General features: G+C 67.3%; 12 protein-coding genes and 1 tRNA gene. 7 read left to right on the top strand and 6 right to left on the bottom strand.

The features are described from left to right. The first annotated feature begins 16 nt into the window (after window positions 1-16). The 3 genes from metF (at window position 17) to metH (ending at window position 5,156) form a co-directional block, all read left to right on the top strand. Window positions 17-937, top strand: coding sequence for a methylenetetrahydrofolate reductase [NAD(P)H] (gene metF / locus MKK63_RS02705; protein ID WP_243998486.1), 921 nt, complete (start codon window positions 17-19; stop codon window positions 935-937). Window positions 938-1,000: 63 nt separating this feature from the next. After that, a complete protein-coding gene (locus MKK63_RS02700) occupies window positions 1,001-1,234 on the top strand; it encodes a hypothetical protein (protein WP_243998484.1) in 234 nt (77 codons plus the stop codon). 169 nt (window positions 1,235-1,403) lie between these two features. Next, window positions 1,404-5,156: a methionine synthase gene (metH, locus tag MKK63_RS02695; RefSeq protein WP_243998635.1), complete on the top strand. Its 3,753-nt coding sequence runs from the start codon at window positions 1,404-1,406 to the stop codon at window positions 5,154-5,156. 77 nt (window positions 5,157-5,233) lie between these two features. On the opposite strand, the gene MKK63_RS02690 is transcribed toward metH, so the two are convergent. The 4 genes from MKK63_RS02690 to MKK63_RS02675 form a co-directional block, all read right to left on the bottom strand. Continuing rightward, the gene (locus MKK63_RS02690) at window positions 5,234-6,238 is read right to left on the bottom strand and encodes an SMP-30/gluconolactonase/LRE family protein (protein ID WP_243998482.1); all 1,005 of its coding nucleotides are present in this window, start codon (window positions 6,236-6,238) and stop codon (window positions 5,234-5,236) included. A 218-nt stretch (window positions 6,239-6,456) separates the two neighbouring features. After that, window positions 6,457-8,187, bottom strand: coding sequence for an L-arabinonate dehydratase (gene araD / locus MKK63_RS02685; protein ID WP_243998480.1), 1,731 nt, complete (start codon window positions 8,185-8,187; stop codon window positions 6,457-6,459). 16 nt (window positions 8,188-8,203) lie between these two features. Beyond that, the gene (locus tag MKK63_RS02680) at window positions 8,204-9,547 is read right to left on the bottom strand and encodes an MFS transporter (protein ID WP_243998478.1); all 1,344 of its coding nucleotides are present in this window, start codon (window positions 9,545-9,547) and stop codon (window positions 8,204-8,206) included. A 54-nt stretch (window positions 9,548-9,601) separates the two neighbouring features. Continuing rightward, window positions 9,602-10,321 carry a ribonuclease activity regulator RraA gene (locus MKK63_RS02675; RefSeq protein WP_243998477.1) on the bottom strand — a complete coding sequence of 240 codons (720 nt, stop codon included), beginning with the start codon at window positions 10,319-10,321 and terminating at the stop codon, window positions 9,602-9,604. 179 nt (window positions 10,322-10,500) lie between these two features. Here MKK63_RS02675 and MKK63_RS02670 point away from each other — a divergent pair, with 179 nt between their 5' ends. From MKK63_RS02670 to MKK63_RS02655, 4 genes are all read left to right on the top strand, one after another. Next, a complete protein-coding gene (locus tag MKK63_RS02670) occupies window positions 10,501-11,190 on the top strand; it encodes a GntR family transcriptional regulator (protein WP_243998475.1) in 690 nt (229 codons plus the stop codon). 117 nt (window positions 11,191-11,307) lie between these two features. Then, window positions 11,308-12,978: a thiamine pyrophosphate-binding protein gene (locus tag MKK63_RS02665; RefSeq protein WP_243998473.1), complete on the top strand. Its 1,671-nt coding sequence runs from the start codon at window positions 11,308-11,310 to the stop codon at window positions 12,976-12,978. A 48-nt stretch (window positions 12,979-13,026) separates the two neighbouring features. Next, complete coding sequence (locus MKK63_RS02660; protein ID WP_243998634.1) at window positions 13,027-14,604, top strand: aldehyde dehydrogenase (NADP(+)); 1,578 nt, start codon at window positions 13,027-13,029, stop codon at window positions 14,602-14,604. 60 nt (window positions 14,605-14,664) lie between these two features. Further along, window positions 14,665-14,739 (top strand) — tRNA-Gln (locus MKK63_RS02655). Window positions 14,740-15,142: 403 nt separating this feature from the next. On the opposite strand, the gene MKK63_RS02650 is transcribed toward MKK63_RS02655, so the two are convergent. Together MKK63_RS02650 and MKK63_RS02645 are read right to left on the bottom strand one after the other, a co-directional pair. Beyond that, window positions 15,143-16,480, bottom strand: coding sequence for an oligosaccharide flippase family protein (locus tag MKK63_RS02650; RefSeq protein WP_243998471.1), 1,338 nt, complete (start codon window positions 16,478-16,480; stop codon window positions 15,143-15,145). 277 nt (window positions 16,481-16,757) lie between these two features. Next, entirely contained in the window at window positions 16,758-17,618 is an 861-nt protein-coding gene (locus MKK63_RS02645) for a glycosyltransferase family 2 protein (RefSeq protein ID WP_243998469.1), read from the bottom strand. Window positions 17,619-17,938 lie beyond the last annotated feature (320 nt).

Below are 17,938 nucleotides of genomic sequence, written 5' to 3'. Positions count from 1 at the left end.
TAGAGGACGAGACCCGATGCGCCGTTCCACCCACCGCGCCAGCCGCGACGGCTACCACCCGATCCGCGTCTCCATCGAGTTCTTCCCGCCGAAGACCGACGAGATGGAGAAGATCCTCTGGGCCTCGATCGAGCGCCTCGCGCCGCTCCAGCCGAGCTTCGTCTCGGTGACCTACGGCGCCGGTGGCTCGACCCGCGAGCGAACCCACAACACGGTGGCGCGGATGGTCCACGAAACCAGCCTCAAGCCCGCCGCCCACCTCACCTGCGTGGACGCGAGCCGCGAGGAGATCGACGCGGTGGTCCAGTCCTACTGGGATGCGGGCGTGCGCCACATCGTGGCTTTACGCGGCGATCCAGCCGAAGGCGTCGGCCATGCCTACCGGCCGCATCCGGAGGGCTACGCCTCGACCGCGGAGCTGGTGGAGGGAATCAAGCGGATCGGCGACTTCAAGGTCTCGGTCTCGGCCTACCCCGAGAAGCATCCCGAGGCGGCCTCCCTCGACGCCGACATCGACGCGCTGAAGGCCAAGGTCGATGCCGGCGCCGACCAGGCGATCACCCAGTTCTTCTTCGAGAACGAGATCTATCTGCGCTACCTGGAGAAGGTCCGGGCCGCCGGGATCACGATCCCGATCATCCCGGGCATCCTGCCGGTGCAGAACTTCAAGCAGGCGGCGAACTTCGCCCGCCGCACCGGCGCCTCGGTGCCGTACTGGCTGGCCGCCCGATTTGAAGGGCTGGAGAGCGATGTCGAGACCCGCCGCCTTGTGGCCGGCGCGGTGGCGGCCGAGCAGGTGCTCGACCTTGTGGACGAGGGCGTGAACGACTTCCACTTCTACTCGATGAACCGCTCGGATCTCGTCTACGCGATCTGCCACCTGCTCGGTCTGCGAGCCCAAGCGCCGAAGCTGGCGGCGGCGAAGGCGGCGGCTTAGATTTCAGCTGCGCCCCGTGCGGGCGCGGCAGGGGGGTTCATCGCGATGGCTGAGCCACAGGATATGATCGTTCCGCTCCTCCGGGAGCTGCGGACGGAGATGCAGACGAGCTTCGCTGACGTCCGTCAGCAGTTCGGAGCGGTCAATGCGCGATTCGACAGATTGGAAAGTCGGTTCGACAATCTCCGCGAAGCCGTGAACGGCGAATCGGTCCTTGGCCGCTACGCCGCCGCGGAGGTCGAGGACCGGCTCGACGCGATCGAGAAGCGCCTCGCAGCCCTGGAAAAGACGGGTTGACCGCGCCCGGCCCGAAACGCCGATCGATCCCACCCTCCACCTCATCCTGAGGTGCCGCGAAAGCGGCCTCGAAGGAGGGTTAAAGAGAACACCGAGACATCTGGAGGCCTCCTGCGAGGCCTCCGCTTCGCTCCGGCACCTCGGATGAGGTGATCTGACAGGACGCATGATGACCGCTTTTGCCCCCGTCGACGGCACCGAGATCGCCAAGGCCCTGCGCCAGCGCGCGGCGGAGAAGATCCTCGTCCTCGACGGGGCGATGGGCACGGTGATCCAGCGGCTCAAGTACTCGGAAGAGGACTTTCGCGGGGACCGGTTCAAGGATCACAGCCACGATCAGAAGGGCAACAACGACCTCCTGATCCTGACCCAGCCTGACGCGATCCGGCAGATCCACCTCGACTACTTCCTGGCCGGCGCCGACGTCTGCGAGACCAACACCTTCTCGGGCACCACCATCGCCCAGGCCGATTACGGCATGGAATCCATCATCCACGAGCTGAACGCCCAAGGCGCGCGGCTCGCCCGGGAGGCCGCCAGGCTCGCTGAAGAGAAGGATGGCCGCCGCCGCTTCGTGGCCGGCGCCATCGGCCCGACGAACCGCACCCTGTCGATCTCGCCGGACGTGAACGATCCAGGCTTCCGGGCGGTCACCTTCGATCAGGTCAAACAGGCCTATGTCGAGCAGATCCACGGCCTGATCGACGGCGGCGCCGAGCTGATCCTGATCGAGACGATCTTCGACACGCTCAACGCCAAGGCGGCGGTGGCGGCGGCGTGGCAGGTCTTCGACGAGACCGGCATCCGGCTGCCGATCCAGATCTCCGGCACGATCACGGATCTCTCGGGCCGCACCCTGTCGGGCCAGACCCCGGCGGCCTTCTGGCACTCCCTGCGCCATTCCGAGCCGCTGACCTTCGGCCTCAACTGCGCGCTCGGCGCCCGCGAGATGCGCGGCCACATCGCCGAGCTGTCGCGGATCTGCGACACGCTGGTCTGCGCCTACCCGAATGCCGGCCTGCCGAACGAGTTCGGCCTCTACGACGAGAGCCCGGAGGCGATGGGCAAGCTGGTCGGCGAATTCGCCGAATCCGGCCTCGTCAACATGGTCGGCGGCTGCTGCGGCACCACACCGGACCATATCCGGGCCATCGCGGAGGCGGTCGCCGGCAAGGCGCCGCGGCCGATCCCCGAGGTGCCCCGCCTGATGCGGCTGTCGGGCCTCGAGCCCTTCGTGCTCACGAAGGAGATCCCCTTCGTGAATGTCGGTGAGCGCACGAACGTCACCGGCTCGGCCAAATTCCGCAAACTGATCACCAACGGCGACTACGCGGCGGCGCTCGACGTCGCGCGCGATCAGGTCGCGGCCGGCGCCCAGGTGATCGACGTCAACATGGATGAGGGCCTGCTCGACTCGCAGAAGGCGATGGTCGAGTTCCTCAACCTCGTCGCCGCCGAGCCCGACATCGCCCGGGTGCCCGTGATGGTCGATTCCTCGAAGTTCGAGGTGATCGAGGCTGGCTTGAAGTGCATCCAGGGCAAGCCGATCGTGAACTCGATCTCCATGAAGGAGGGCGCGGACAAGTTCATCGAGGCCGCAAAGGTCTGCCGCTCCTACGGCGCCGCCGTGGTGGTGATGGCCTTCGACGAGCAGGGGCAGGCGGACAGCTACGAGCGCAAGGTCGAGATCTGCACCAAGGCCTACCGGATCCTGACCGAGCAGGTCGGCTTCCCGCCCGAGGACATCATCTTCGATCCGAATATTTTTGCGGTTGCCACGGGTATTGAAGAACACAATCCGTATGGTGTCGCCTTCATCGACGCGACCCGCACGATCCGCGAGACCCTGCCGCACGCCCATATCTCGGGGGGCGTCTCGAACCTCAGCTTCGCGTTCCGCGGCAACGAGCCGGTGCGCGAGGCGATGCACGCGGTGTTCCTGTTCCACTGCATCCAGGCGGGCATGGATATGGGCATCGTCAATGCCGGCCAGCTTGCCGTCTACGACGAGATCCCGGCCGAGCTGCGCGAGCTGTGCGAGGACGTGGTCCTCAACCGCCGCGACGATTCCACCGAGCGCCTGCTGGAGGCGGCGGAGCGGTTCAAGACCGGCGCCTCGGCGCAGGCCAAGACCGCAGATCTGACCTGGCGCGAGGCGCCGGTCGCCAAGCGCATCGAGCACGCCCTGGTCAACGGCATCACCGAGTACATCGTGGCCGACACCGAAGAGGCCCGCCAGGGTGTCGAGCGCCCGCTCCACGTCATCGAGGGCCCGCTGATGTCGGGCATGAACGTGGTCGGCGACCTGTTTGGGGCGGGCAAGATGTTCCTGCCGCAGGTGGTGAAATCCGCCCGGGTGATGAAGCAGGCGGTCGCCTATCTCGAGCCCTACATGGAGGCCGAGAAGCTCGCCAATGGCGGCGACGGCAAGCGGCAGGCCGCCGGCAAGGTGCTGATGGCCACCGTGAAGGGCGACGTCCACGATATCGGCAAGAACATCGTCGGCGTCGTGCTGGCCTGCAACAACTACGAGATCATCGATCTCGGCGTGATGGTGCCGGCTGCCAAGATCCTGGAGACCGCCAAGCGCGAGCAGGTCGACATCGTCGGGCTGTCGGGCCTGATCACCCCGTCGCTGGACGAGATGGTCCATGTGGCCGGCGAGATGGAGCGCGAGGGGTTCGACGTGCCGCTGCTGATCGGCGGCGCCACCACCAGCCGCGTCCACACGGCGGTGAAGATCCACCCGGCCTACGCCAAGGGTCAGGCGATCTACGTCACCGATGCGAGCCGCGCGGTCGGTGTGGTGTCGAGCCTGATCTCCAAGGAGACCCGCGGCGCCACGATCGAGAAGGTCCGGGCCGAGTACGCCAAGGTCGCCGACGCCCACAAGCGCTCGGAACTCGACAAGCAGCGGCTGCCGCTGGCCAAGGCCCGCGCCAACCCGTTCAAGATCGACTGGTCGGTCTACAAGCCGGCCAAGCCGAGCTTCACCGGCGCCCGGGTCTACGGCTCCTACGAGGTCGCCGACCTCGTGCCCTACATCGACTGGACGCCGTTCCTGCAGACCTACGAGTTCAAGGGCCGCTTCCCGGCGATCCTGGACGACCCCGATCAGGGCCCGGCCGCCCGCGCCCTCTACGAGGATGCGCAGGAGATGCTGAAGCAGATCGTGGCGGAGCGCTGGTTCAATCCGAAGGCGGTGATCGGCTTCTGGCCGGCCAACAGCATCGGCGACGACATCGCGCTCTACACGGGCGAGAGCCGGTCGGATCGGCTGGCGACCTTCCACGGCCTGCGCCAGCAGCTCTCGAAGCGGGACGGGCGTTCGAACACCTGCCTGTCGGACTTCGTGGCGCCGGCCGAGACCGGCATCGCCGACTATATCGGCGGCTTCGTCGTGACGGCCGGCCTGGAGGAGGTTCGGATCGCCGAGCGGTTCGAGCGGGCCAACGACGATTACCGGGCAATCCTCGTGAAGGCCCTGGCCGACCGCATCGCCGAGGCCTTCGCCGAGCGCATGCACGAGCGGGTGCGCAAGGAGTTCTGGGGCTACGCGGCCACGGAGACCTACGCCCCCGAAGAGCTGATGAAGGAGGAGTACGCCGGGATCCGCCCCGCCCCCGGTTACCCGTCCCAGCCCGACCACACCGAGAAGACCACGCTGTTCGATCTGCTCAAGGCCGAGAGCCGGATCGGCGTGAAGCTCACCGAATCCTACGCGATGTGGCCGGGCTCCTCGGTGTCTGGGGTCTACATCGCCCATCCGGAGGCGCATTACTTCGGCGTCGCCAAGGTGGAGCGCGATCAGGTCGAGGATTACGCGGTCCGCAAGGGCATGGATGTCCGCGAGGTCGAGCGCTGGCTCGGGCCGATCCTGAATTACGACCCGGCGCGATATCTGGCGGAAGCCGCGGAGTAGGGCGGGCGGGGGCTCACGCCCCCGTCCTTGCAAGCGGAGCCGGATAGGAAAGAACCATCGGATTCCGCGAAGCGGTTTCAGCAGGTCCCGGCACCCCGCGTGTTCACGTACAGCGCGTAGATCGCGTGCACCGCCGTCATCAGCAACAGATTGCGGTTGAGGCCGCCGAAGCACAGGTTGGCGCAGCGTTCCGGCAGGCGGATCCGGCCGATCGGCTTGGCCTGCGGCGACAGCACCAGAACCCCGTCTTCGGCCTCGCTCATCCCCCAGCCGCACCACAGGTTGCCATCGACATCGACCCGGAACCCGTCCGGCGTACCGGTGCCGGCATCGTAGAACACCCGCCCGTTGGCGGTCCTGGTGCCATTCTCGACCACGTCGTAGACGCGGATCAGGCGGTTGGGCTTGGCCCGGGCCTCGATGACGTAGAGCTTCGACTCGTCCGGCGAGAAGCACAGGCCGTTCGGCCCCGCCACACCTTCGACCGCGACGTTGGCCTGTCCCGTCTTCGGATCGATCCGGTAGACGTTGCCCGGAAGCTCCGGCGCCGCCATCGACTCGTGCGGGTTCGGCCCGAAGGCCGGATCGGTGAACCAGATCGCCCCGTCGGAATGGCACACCACGTCGTTGGGCGAATTCAGCGGCTTGCCGTCGAACCGGTCGAGCAGCGTGGTGAGGCTGCCGTCGTGCTCGGTGCGGGTGACGCTGCGGCTCTTGTGCTGGCAGGTGATCAGCCGGCCCAGCCGGTCGCGGGTGTTGCCGTTGGCGTAGTTCGACGGATTGCGGAACACCGAGAGCGTGCCCGAAGACTCGTCCCACTTCATGATCCGGTCGTTGACGACGTCGCTGAACAGCAGCGAACCCATATCGCCGAACCAGACCGGCCCCTCCGCCCAGCGAAAGCCCGTGGCGACCCGCTCCACCGTCGCCGAGGCGAGACGGTACTTGGCGAAGGCCTGATCGAGGATCTCCACGGCCGGGTCGGGCACGCGCTGCGACGGTTCCCAGCCCGCCCCCGCCGCCCGTGCGGCCCCGATGAGGGCCGCCCCGGCGAGCAGCCCCCTGCGCGCGATCATCGCCATGCGTCCTCCCTGTGTAATACTCGGCTTGGGACACGCGCCCTCCTCCCCCTTGCGGGGAGGAGTCGGAGGTGGGGGTGGGTGCAGGAGGCACCGGACCGCTCGATCCTGCGGCCACCCCTGACCCTTCCCCGCAAGGGGTAGGGAACCCGCGCTTCGTTCCAGATCGTTTCCCCCGGCCGCGCTGTGTGAATTCAGAAGCCGGGCGACCCGAGGAAGGGTCAGTGGATCTCGGGTTCCGGGATTCCGCCCGCGCCCTCCAGGAAATCGAAGTCGCAGCCCTCGTGGGCCTGCCGCACGTGCTGGGCGAACAGGCGGTTGTAGCCCCGCGGGTAGGCCCGGTCCGGCGGCCGGAACGCCTTCACGCGCTCGGCGATCGCGGCGTCATCGAGATGCAGGTGGATCCGTCGTCCCGGCACGTCCACGGTGATCAGATCGCCGTTGCGGACCGCCGCGAGCGGCCCGCCGGCCGCCGATTCCGGCGCGACGTGCAGGATGCAGGCGCCGTAGCTGGTGCCGCTCATCCGCGCGTCCGAGATCCGGACCATGTCGCGCACGCCCTGCCGCAGCAGCACCTTCGGGATCGGCAGCATGCCCCATTCCGGCATGCCGGGGCCGCCGATCGGTCCGGCATTGCGCAGGATCATCACGTGGTCGGGCGTCACGTCGAGGTCGAGGTCGTTCACCGCCGCGTTCATCGCGTCGTAATTGTCGAAGACCAGCGCCGGGCCGGTATGCTGAAGGAAGCGCGGGTCGGCAGCCGGCGGCTTGATCACGCAGCCATCCGGGGCGAGGTTGCCGTAGAGGATCGCGGTGCCGCCCATGGCGACGATCGGCTGGTCCAGCGGCCGGATCACGTCGTCGTTGAAGACCCGGATGCCAGCGAGCCCGTCGCCGATCGTGCCGCCGCTGACCGCGCGGGCGTCGAGGTGGAGGAGGGGGGTGAGTCGGGCCATCAGCGCCCGGATCCCGCCCGCGATGTGGAAATCCTCCATCAGCCACTGACCGGAGGGGCGCAAGTTGGCGATCACCGGCACACGCTGGGCGAAGTCGTCGAACTCGGTGAGCTTGACCGGAATGCCGGCGCGCCCCGCCATGGCGACGAGGTGGATCATCGCGTTGGTCGAGCCGGCGAGCGCGTTGTGGACGACCAGCGCGTTGTCGACGGAGCGCCGGTCGAGGATGTCGGAGGGCTTCAGATCCTCCCAGATCATCTCGACGATCCGCCGGCCGCAGGCGCCGGCCATGCGGGGATGGTCGGCATCCGCCGCCGGGATCGAGGCCGCGCCCGGCAGGGTGAGCCCCAAAGCCTCGGTGATCGACGTCATGGTCGAGGCCGTGCCCATGGTCATGCAGGTGCCGGCCGAGCGGGCGATGCCCGCCTCCATGTCGTTCCACTCCTGTGTGGTGATGTTCCCGGCCTCCTTCTCCGCCCAGTACTTCCACACGTCGGAGCCCGAACCGAGGATCGTGCCGCCGGAATGCCCGCGCATCATCGGGCCGGCCGGCAGGAAGATCATCGGCAGGTTCATGGAGATGCCGCCCATCACGGTGCCGGGCGTGGTCTTGTCGCAACCGCCCATCAGCACCGCGCCGTCTACGGGATGCTGGCGCAGCAGCTCCTCGACCTCCATGGCGAGGAGGTTGCGGTAGAGCATCGTGGTGGGCTTCACGAAGTTCTCTGACAGCGAGAGCGCCGGCAGCTCGATCGGAAAGCCCCCCGCCTGCCAGACGCCGCGCTTCACGTGCTCGACCCGGGCCTTGAAGTGCTGGTGGCAGGGGTTGATGTCGCTCCACGTGTTGATGATGCCGATCACCGGCTTGTCGCTGAAGTCGGCGCGCTCGTAGCCCATCTGGAGCATGCGCGAGCGGTGGCCGAAGCTGCGCAGGTCGGTGGCGCCGAACCAGCGCTGGCTGCGCAGCTCGCCCAGGGTCTTCTTGCGTGCGCTCATTGCGATGCCCTTCGTCTCACGCGTTGGGACGGACCGCGCCGGCCGCGCCCGCCTCCGTGGCCGGCGCCTGCGGGCGGATCGACACGAAGGCAAGCGCAGCCGAGGCCAGGGCGCAGCCCGCCAGGAAGTAGAGCCCGGCCTCGTAGGTGCCGGTCGTATCCTTCAGCCAGCCCAGGACATAGGGGCCGACGAAGCCGCCGAGATTGCCGATCGCGTTGATCAGCGCGATGCCGCCGGCCGCCGCGGACCCCGACAGGAACTCAGCCGGCAGGGGCCAGAAAGCCGGCTTGGTGCCGTAGAGGCCCACCGTCGCCACCGACATCGCCGCCAGCGCCCAGAGGCTGCCGAGCAGCGGGCCCGACGCGATCAGGCCGATGGCGGCGATGACCGCCGCGACGACGAAGTGCCAGCGCCGCTCGTTGCGCCGGTCCGACGACCAGCTCCACGAGACCATGCCGATGGTGCCCACGACGTACGGGACCGCGGTCGCAAGCCCGGTCTGCCAATCGGTGAGCTTCAGGCTCTTGAGGATCGGCGGCAGGAAGAAGGTGATGCCGTAGGTCGCCGTGACGATGGTGAAGTAGATCCCCGCCAGGGTCAGGACCCGGGTATCGGTCAACGCCTGCCGGAGCGTGAAGTGGCCATGCGCCTTCACGGTGCTGCGGCGCTCCGCCTCCAGCGTGTCCTCCAGCCAGCGGCGCTCATCCGCGGCGAGCCAGGTCGCCTTGGCGGGCCGGTCGGTCATCAACGCGAGCACCACGAAGGCCAGGATGATGGCGGGCACCGCCTCGACCATGAACAGCCATTGCCAGCCGTGGAAGCCGAGCACCCCGTCGAGCTGGAGCAGCGCGCCCGAGATCACCGCCGTCAGGGCGTTCGAGCCCGGCACCGCCAGGAACAGGGCCGCCACCACCCGGGCCCGGTATTTCCGCGGGAACCAATAGGTGAAGTAAAGGATCATGCCGGGGAAGAATCCGGCCTCGGCGACGCCGAGCAGGAAGCGCATCACCAGAAAGCTGATCGGCCCGGCGATGAACGCCATGCCGCCCGCGATCAGCCCCCAGGTGATCATGATCCGGGCGATCCAGATCCGCGCGCCGGTGCGCTCCAGGAGGACGTTGCTCGGCACCTCGAAGAAGAAGTAGCCGAGGAAGAAGATCCCCGCGCCCCAGCCGTAGAGCGTCGCCGAGAAGCCGAATTCCCGGTTCAGCCCGAAGGAGGCAAATCCGACATTCGTCCGGTCCATGTAGGCGACGAAGTAGATCACCACGATCAGCGGCAGGAGTCGCCACGAGACCTTGGAAACCGTCCGCCGCTCGATCTCGGGCGCCGCCGTGACCGTTGGAATGCCAGACGCCATGGCGTCCTCCCTGTTCTGATCGTGCTTGGTGGCGCCCGCGAACGGGGCCGGCTTTCAGCGGCCGGTCTGCTTCCGCCAGGCTGCGAAATCGGCGAGGCTCTGCTCGTCGGTCGCCGGGTAGAGGCCAAGGATCGAGCGGCCCTTGCGGACCTCTTCGGTGACGAAATCCTCGTAGGCGGTCATCTCGACCGCCTCGTCGGCGACCGCGTCGGCGATGTGGACCGGGATCACCGCGACGCCGTCGCCATCACCCACGATCACGTCGCCGGGGAAGACCGGGGCATCGCCGCAGCCGATCGGCACGTTGATGTCGATTGCCTGATGGATGGTGAGGTTCGTCGGCGCGGACGGGCGCACGTGGTAGCTCGGCATGTCGAGGGCGGCGATCTCGTCGGCATCGCGGAACCCGCCATCGGTCACGAGGCCGGCGCAGCCGCGTACCATTAGCCGGGTCGCCAGGATCGAGCCCGCGGAGGCGGCCCGCGCATCCTTGCGGCTGTCGATCACGAACACGGCGCCGGGCGGGCATTCCTCCACGGCCTTGCGCTGCGGATGCGCCCGGTCACGGAACACCGTGATCGGGTTCAGGTCCTCGCGGGCCGGCATGTAGCGGAGCGTGAAGGCCTCGCCGACCATCGTGGCGCCGCCTTTCTTCAGGGGCAGGACGCCCTGGATCATCTGGTTGCGGAAGCCGCGCTTGTAGAGGGCGGTCATCAGCGTCGCCGTGCTGACAGTCTTCAGCTTGGCGCGCGTCCCCTCGGACAGCCCAGACATCGGTTTCCTCCCTGGATGGTCGTGTCGCTCCGCCGCACGGTTCTTGTGGAACCGCCGTGAGTGCCGACTGATATCTCAGAGGTTGAGTAGCACGCCGTGCGTCGCCATTGTCAATGCCGCGACATGGCGTCAGACAAATCCTGAAACCCATGCAGCATGACTTGGCTGGAGAGAAACTTGTGTCGGCAGGATCGGGCCTGAACGGCCTCGCAGTGACGGGACGGTCGCGCTCCCTCGCGGAGACCGCCTACGACGCCATCGAACAGATGATCATCAGCCGCCGCCTCGCCCCCGGGGCGATGGTGTCGGAGGGCGAGTTGGGCGAGGAACTGGCGCTCGGCCGCACCCCGGTCCGAGAGGCGCTGGCGCGGCTGAAGACCATCGGCTTCGTCGAAGTCCATCCGCGCCGGGGCGTGCTGGTCACGCCCGTCGACATCATCACGCATCTCGAACTGCTCGAAGTCCGGCGCCCCCTCGACGAGACGGTGGCGCGCTGCGTGATCGCGCGCGGATCGGACCAGGAACTCGCCGCCCTCGCAGGCGGTGTCGCCGGGCTGCTCACTGCCGCCGGGGCCCGGGATCGGGAGACCTATTTCCGCAGCAAGCGGACGCTGCACGAGGCGATGGTGAAAGCCGCCCACAACGCCACCCTGACCAGCACCATGGCGGCGCTCCACGCCCAGTCCCGGCGCTTCTGGTACACCTACGAGCCGACCGCGAGTTTTCTCGATTGTGCCCGGATCCATGCGGGGATCGTGGCCGGCGTTGTGGCCCGCGATGCCGAGAGGGCGGTTGCCGGTATCGGCACCCTGTTCGACTTTCTCGACCAGATGACACGCAGCGCCCTCGACCGTAGGCCGCTCGTCTGACAGGTTGACGGCCACCATCGGGCCTCTATCCTCAGCTGAGATATCACCGGCATCTCAGACCGGATCATGGGCCTTCTCGGCCAAGGGCCGCACGGCGGGATCGCCAGGGAGGACGGCTTGAGCGGATTGCCCCCACGCACCGGCGCGCGGATTCTCGTCGACCAGCTGCTCGCGCAGGGCGTCGAGCGCGTCACCTGCGTCCCCGGCGAGAGCTACCTCGCGGTGCTGGACGCCCTGCGCGACAGCGGTATCGACATCCTCGTCTGCCGTCAGGAAGGGGGTGCCGCCATCATGGCGGAGGCCGCCGGCAAGCTCACGGGACGCCCAGGCATCTGCATGGTCACTCGCGGCCCCGGGGCGACCAACGCCTCGGCGGGGGTCCATATCGCCCGGCAGGATTCCACGCCGATGATCCTGTTCGTCGGGCAGATCGCCAGGAGGATGCGCGACCGGGAGGCGTTCCAGGAGATCGACTACCGGCAGATGTTCGGCGGCGTCGCCAAATGGGCGGTGGAGATCGACGACGCCGCCCGCATCCCGGAGATCCTCGCCCGGGCCTTCCGGGTGGCGATGCAGGGCCGGCCAGGCCCGGTGGTGATCGCCCTGCCGGAGGACATGCTGGACGACGTCGCTTCGGTCGGCGACGCCCCGCGCGTGGAGCCGGCCGAGCCTGCCCCGTCTCAAGCGGACGTGGAGCGCCTGCGGGCGATGCTGGCGGAAGCGCGGCGCCCGGTGGCGCTGCTCGGCGGCTCGCGCTGGAGCGCGGAGACCTGCGCGGCCTTCGCCGCCTGGGCGGAGCGCCACGACGTGCCGGTGGCGGTCTCGTTCCGCCGGGCGCAGCTCTTCCCCGCCGACCATCCGAACTTTGCGGGCGAATTGGGTATCGGCCCGAACCCGGCGCTCCTCGCCCGGATCAGGGAAGCCGATCTCCTGCTGATGATCGGCGGGCGCCTGTCCGAAATGCCGGCGCAATCCTACGGCCTGCTCGGCATCCCCGATCCCGGCCTGCCGCTGGTCCATGTCCACCCCGATCCGGCGGAACTCGGCCGGGTCTACCAGCCCACCCTGGCGATCCAGGCGAGCCCGGCGGCGTTCTGCGCCGGGCTGCCGGATTTCGCGCCGACCGGCAGCGGGCGCGCCGCCGAGGCCCACGCATCCTATCGCGCCTGGTCCGAGACGCCGGAGCCGAAGCCAGGGGCGTTCCAGTACGGTCAGGCGATCACCTGGCTGCGGGAGCGGCTGCCGCCCGACGCGGTGATCTGCAACGGCGCCGGCAACTTCGCCACCTGGATCCACCGCTACTACCGGTTCCGCGCCTTCGGCACGCAGCTCGCACCGACCTCGGGTTCCATGGGCTACGGCCTTCCGGCCGCCGTGATGGCCAAGCGCAGCAACCCTGAGCGGATTGTCGTGGCACTCGCGGGCGACGGCGACGTGATGATGACCGTGCAGGAATTCGCCACCGCGGTGCAGTACGCCGTGCCCATCGTGGTCGTCGTCCTCGACAATGGCATGTACGGCACGATCCGGATGCATCAGGAGCGTGAGTATCCCGGCCGGGTCTCGGCGACCGAGCTGCGCAACCCCGACTTCGCGGCCCTCGCCGGGGCCTGCGGCGGCCACGGCGAGACCGTCGAACGCACCGAGGATTTCGCCCCGGCCTTCGAGCGGAGCCTCGGCTCGGGCCTGCCGGCTTTGATCCACTGCCGCGTCGATCCCGAGGCGCTCACCCCGACCATGACCCTCGCGGCGATCCGCGAGAAGGCCCTGGCGGCGCAGCGGAGCTGATCCGTCGGCCCGCATCGAGACGAAGAGGACCAGCCGATGGACCACGCTATGACCCTGCGCGGCGAGAACCTGATCGGCGCCGAGGCCCGGCGCGGCGCGGACGCGTCCTTCCGGGCCGTGGAGGCGGCCACGGGCGCGGCTCTGGAGCCCGATTTCCCGGGCGCCAGCCCCGCCGACCTCGACCGGGCCTGCGCCCTGGCTGAGGCCGCCTTCGACACCTACCGCGAGACCGACCCGGAGACCCGGGCGGCCTTCCTCGAAGCGATCGCGACGAACATTCTCGAGATCGGCGATGAGCTCGTCACCCGCTGCATGGCGGAGACCGGGCTGCCGCGCCCGCGGATTGAGGGTGAGCGCGCCCGCACCGCCGGGCAGCTCCGCCTGTTCGCCGGCGTGGTGCGCGAGGGCAGCGCCGTGGAGGCCCGCATCGACCCGGCTTTGCCGGACCGCAAGCCCCTGCCGCGACCGGACCTACGCCTGCGGCGGATCGCGGTCGGGCCGGTGGCGGTGTTCGGCGCCTCGAACTTCCCGCTGGCCTTCTCGGTGGCGGGCGGCGACACCGCCTCGGCGCTCGCGGCCGGCTGCCCGGTGGTGGTGAAGGCGCATCCGGCCCATCCGGGCACCTCCGAGCTGATCGGGCGCGCCGTCCAGAAGGCGGTCGGGACCTGCGGGTTGCCGGAGGGCGTCTTTTCCCTGCTGTTCGATGCCGGCCAGTCGATCGGGCAGGCGCTGGTGGCCGATCCCCGGATCGCCGCGGTGGGCTTCACCGGATCGCGCCGGGGCGGAACGGCCCTGATGGCGATCGCAGCAAAGCGCCCGCACCCGATCCCGGTCTATGCGGAAATGAGCAGCATCAACCCGGTCCTGCTGTTCCCCGGCGCCCTGGCGGAGCGCGGCGCGGCGATCGGCAAGGCCTTCGCGGCCTCGCTGACGCTCGGCGCCGGCCAGTTCTGCACCAATCCCGGCCTGATCCTGGCCCAGCCCGGGCCCGGCCTCGACGCCTTCCTGGAGGCCGCCGCCGCGGCCCTGCGGGAGAGCCCGGCCGCCACCATGCTGACCCCGGGCATCCAGCGGGCCTATCGCGAGGGCGTTGGCCGCGTGGCGGGCCACGCCGCCGTTACCCTGCTGGCGGAGGGGCCGGAGGGCACGGCGACGCAGGGGCGCGCCGCCCTGTTCGCCGCGGAGGCGGATGCCTTCCTGGCGGACCCCGCCCTGCAGGAGGAGATGTTCGGCGCTTCGGCGCTGGTCGTCCGGTGCCCGGACCTTGCGGCGATGCGCAAGGTGCTGGAGCATCTGGAGGGTCAGCTCACCGCCTCGCTCCACCTCGCCCCGGCGGATCACGCAGAGGCGCGCGCGCTGCTGCCGCTCCTGGAGCGGCGGGTCGGCCGCATCCTCGTGGACGGATTCGGCACAGGCGTCGAGGTGGCGCACGCCATGGTGCATGGCGGCCCCTATCCGGCGACCTCGGACGGGCGCACGACCTCGGTGGGCAGCCTGGCGATCGATCGGTTCCTGCGCCCGGTGAGCTATCAGGACGTCCCGGACGCCCTGCTGCCGCCCGCGCTCCAGGCCGCCAATCCGCTGGGCCTGCCGCGCCGGATCGACGGCGTCCCCGAACGCCGCTGAGGCCCCCGGCGAAACGCTTGCCAGGCGGGGCCGCGCCGTCTAGACAGCGACCGCCTGCCTTGGGGCGTCGCCAAGTGGTAAGGCAGCGGTTTTTGGTACCGCCATTCCCAGGTTCGAATCCTGGCGCCCCAGCCAAATTCCCGACGGGACGCAGGTCCTTTCGGGGCCGGGTCACGACGGCCGACCCGGACCGGACGGTGATCTCGGCGTACCGGAGCCGGCACAGCCTTCGAGAACCACCGCCCTACGCCGGACATCGCCCGCGCTTCTGCTCGCAGCGTGACCGCCCCCGGGAAGCGACTCTCTGCTCCTTAAAATCCCTTCGGCGCTGATCGGCAGACTCGCCCGGACATGCCATGGCGGTGGCCGACAGCCGCGCCGATCGGCGGCACCGATCCGCGCCCGGTGCCATCTGCGCCATCGGCAGACGCGATGGTGCGTACTCGTCAGAAGCAGGCCCGGTTCCTGCGTCGTCGGGCCATCGCCGCGATGACAGGAGCCAAGCCGGGCAACCCGGCCGCTCCGATCCCGATCCTCATCAGAGTCCGGATCTGAACGTCATCGGGATCCGCGGGAACCGTTTCCTCAAACTCTGAAACCGCCCGGACAGATTCACGGACGCGGGTACGGAGCCGCTCGCGCGCCACACGTCGCGCCAGAGCCCGCTTCTGATCGTCACATAGAAGGTCAGGATCGTGATGGCGACTTCCGCAATCACGCGGCTGATCGCCATGCCCATGGCTCCGCTCTGCGGTGTCAGGACGATTGCGCACAGAAGGTTGAGCGCACCGCCCACGATTGCGATGACCGTGACCGCCTTATCTTTCCGTGCGGGAAGAAGCAGAAGCATACTCAAGCAGTAGCTGATGGTCCCGAGCGGCAGGGTCAGGCTCAGGACGGAAAAGATGTTGCCCGCCTCCGCGTAGGCATGGCCCAGGAAGATCTTCATGATGAAGGGCCCCAGGAACAGGATCACAATCGATGCCAACGTTGAGCAGAGCGTCAGCACGAAGGTCGTACGCTTGAGCAGCACGTAGGCCTCGACCGGGTTACTCCGTAACTCGCGGGTCATGTGGGGAAGCAGAAGCGTCGAGAGTGGGTTCAACAGTTGCAGACCCGCATTGATCAGCTTGTCGGCCGGACCGAAGAAGCCGACCTGATCCGGCGTCGAAAGCCAACCCAACACGAGGCCGGAGGCCGCCGTATAGGCAGCGACGGCGCCCGTCAGGACAAAGATGGCTCCTCCGCCGCGAAGCGCGTCGCGCGCCGCCGTCCAGGATGCGAGCCTGACCGTGACCTCTTTCACGAGGATCACACCCGTGACGAGCAGAGTCAGCGACGAGGCCAGAATATAAAACAGGATGACATAAGCATACGAACTCTCACCGCCGACAAACGTCACGATCAGCAGCATATTCAACAGCTGTGCGGCCAGCTCAATCTTGACGACGAGGGCCATCCGCCCCCTGGCCCGGAAGTACCAGAGGAGGTTGGTTCCCTGGAGAATGCCATAGATGATCGACAGGACGCCGACGCCGGGCGCATCCCTGAGAACGGACGAGCTGGAAATCACGAAGATGCCGAACGTGATGGCCGGAACCATCAGGATCAGCTTGGCCGTCAGAATCGCGGAAACGACGCCGTCGAGCTGAGATGCGTCCCGCGTGGCCAGATCCCGGGTCCCAGACACATTGAAACCGAACTCGACAATCAGGCTGACGAGGGTTGCCAGGGATAGCCCGACGAGGACGATGCCGTAATGCTCGGCTCCGAGCTTGCGCGCCAGCAGCGGGATGATGACGATTGGGAATACGTATCTAAAGATATGTGCAAAATATAAAAGCGCGCCGTCCGTAAAGAGCTTGTGCTTATGCATGTCCGGCCCTCATTCGCACAGCAGCTCCAAAATTTATACCCCTCCCGCGCCCTTTGATCGAGCATGCCGTGGATTGGCATTCCATCATGACCGACCGCATCCCGGCGCCGATCCTGGATCCTCGATCACTTACAGAGCGATCGAATCCCCCGCCGTTCCAGTGCCACGACGCCTAGACTTGAGCCCGCTGCGCAGCCGGTTCAGGCTTCGATAACTCCGCTTTCCGACACGGGCGATTGCGCGATGACGCGTTCGCCATCGGCTTTCCGGCAACCCATCAGGTTCGGAAAAGTCGCAGATTCAGCAGGCGAACCTTATTTTGCACCTGCATGGAGAGCGCAACCGTGCTGATCCGCGCCATCCAATAAAAGACGCGCATCAGCCTGACGAGCAACACGGAGCGCGGAAAGCTCTTGGTCCGATAAAGCGCTTTTTGCAGGTTCAGTTGATGCAGAAACCACCGCGTCACGCTCCGTTCCTGGATGCTCCCGCTGTGCCCACGATAGAGGACGAGTTCGCGGTCGATGCCGTAACCCGGCGCGATCTCCAAGAACCGCGCGAAAAACTCATAATCTTCGCCCTGCCGCAACTTCGGTGATTCATCGAAAAGCTTGATGCTCGCGAGCTTCCTGCGCCTCAACATGATCGTCGATGGGTAGATGTTGTCCCCGAGGGACATCAGGAACCAAGCAAGCGAGATCTTCCGGCGGTAACCGATCTGTGGTTGTTCAATTTTATTGCCGTCCGCATCGATGACACCAGCCGCTGTGAAACAGAAATCGATCCCACGCTGCTCCATGAACTCGACCTGCGTCATGAGCTTGTCGGCGAGCCAGAGATCGTCATCGTCACAGAAGGCAATAAACTCGCCTGTGGCAAGCCGGATGCCAAAATTCCGCGCGACCGATGGTCTTCCTGCAAACTGACAAGCCGCATATGAGACGCGTGCGTCTTGCAAAGACTGTATATAATCGCATACATCTTGTTGATGACCGTCGGCCACGACAATCAATTCGAAATTCGGATACGTTTGTGCTCGGATCGCGTCCACGGTCAACCGCAGAAAGTCGATCCGCTTCCTGGTCGGTATGACGATGGATACAAGCGGCAGCTGTGAATTATGACTTACATGTGTCATGTAATTCGCGCCGAAAAGCTATAAAAACGGACTTGATTTTGCTAAATGGTTTCGCACCGTTTCGCAACCGCGCACCTAAGATGTCCTCCTGTGTCGGCGGGTGCGCCACTACTTAGCGTCCGCGCTCGCACACGCAATACGTCGAGAGCAAGCCTGCCTCCCTGATCCCGAAAGCCCGTCTCGGTGGCAGGCCCGGTCCTAGTGGTTGAGCTCTGACGGTTGAGTCCGTGTGGGGTTTCGGTTTGAGGCCCATCCTGCGAGTCTGGCCGGATGCGCAGTGGCATCTCTTTCACGCTCTCCACCTCGGATCGCCTTCGGCT

The sequence above is a fragment of the Methylobacterium sp. J-088 genome (genome assembly GCF_022829295.1).
Classification (GTDB): domain Bacteria; phylum Pseudomonadota; class Alphaproteobacteria; order Rhizobiales; family Beijerinckiaceae; genus Methylobacterium.
Note: the sequence above shows the minus strand (reverse complement) of the source record. Positions and strands in the feature narration are given on the sequence as shown.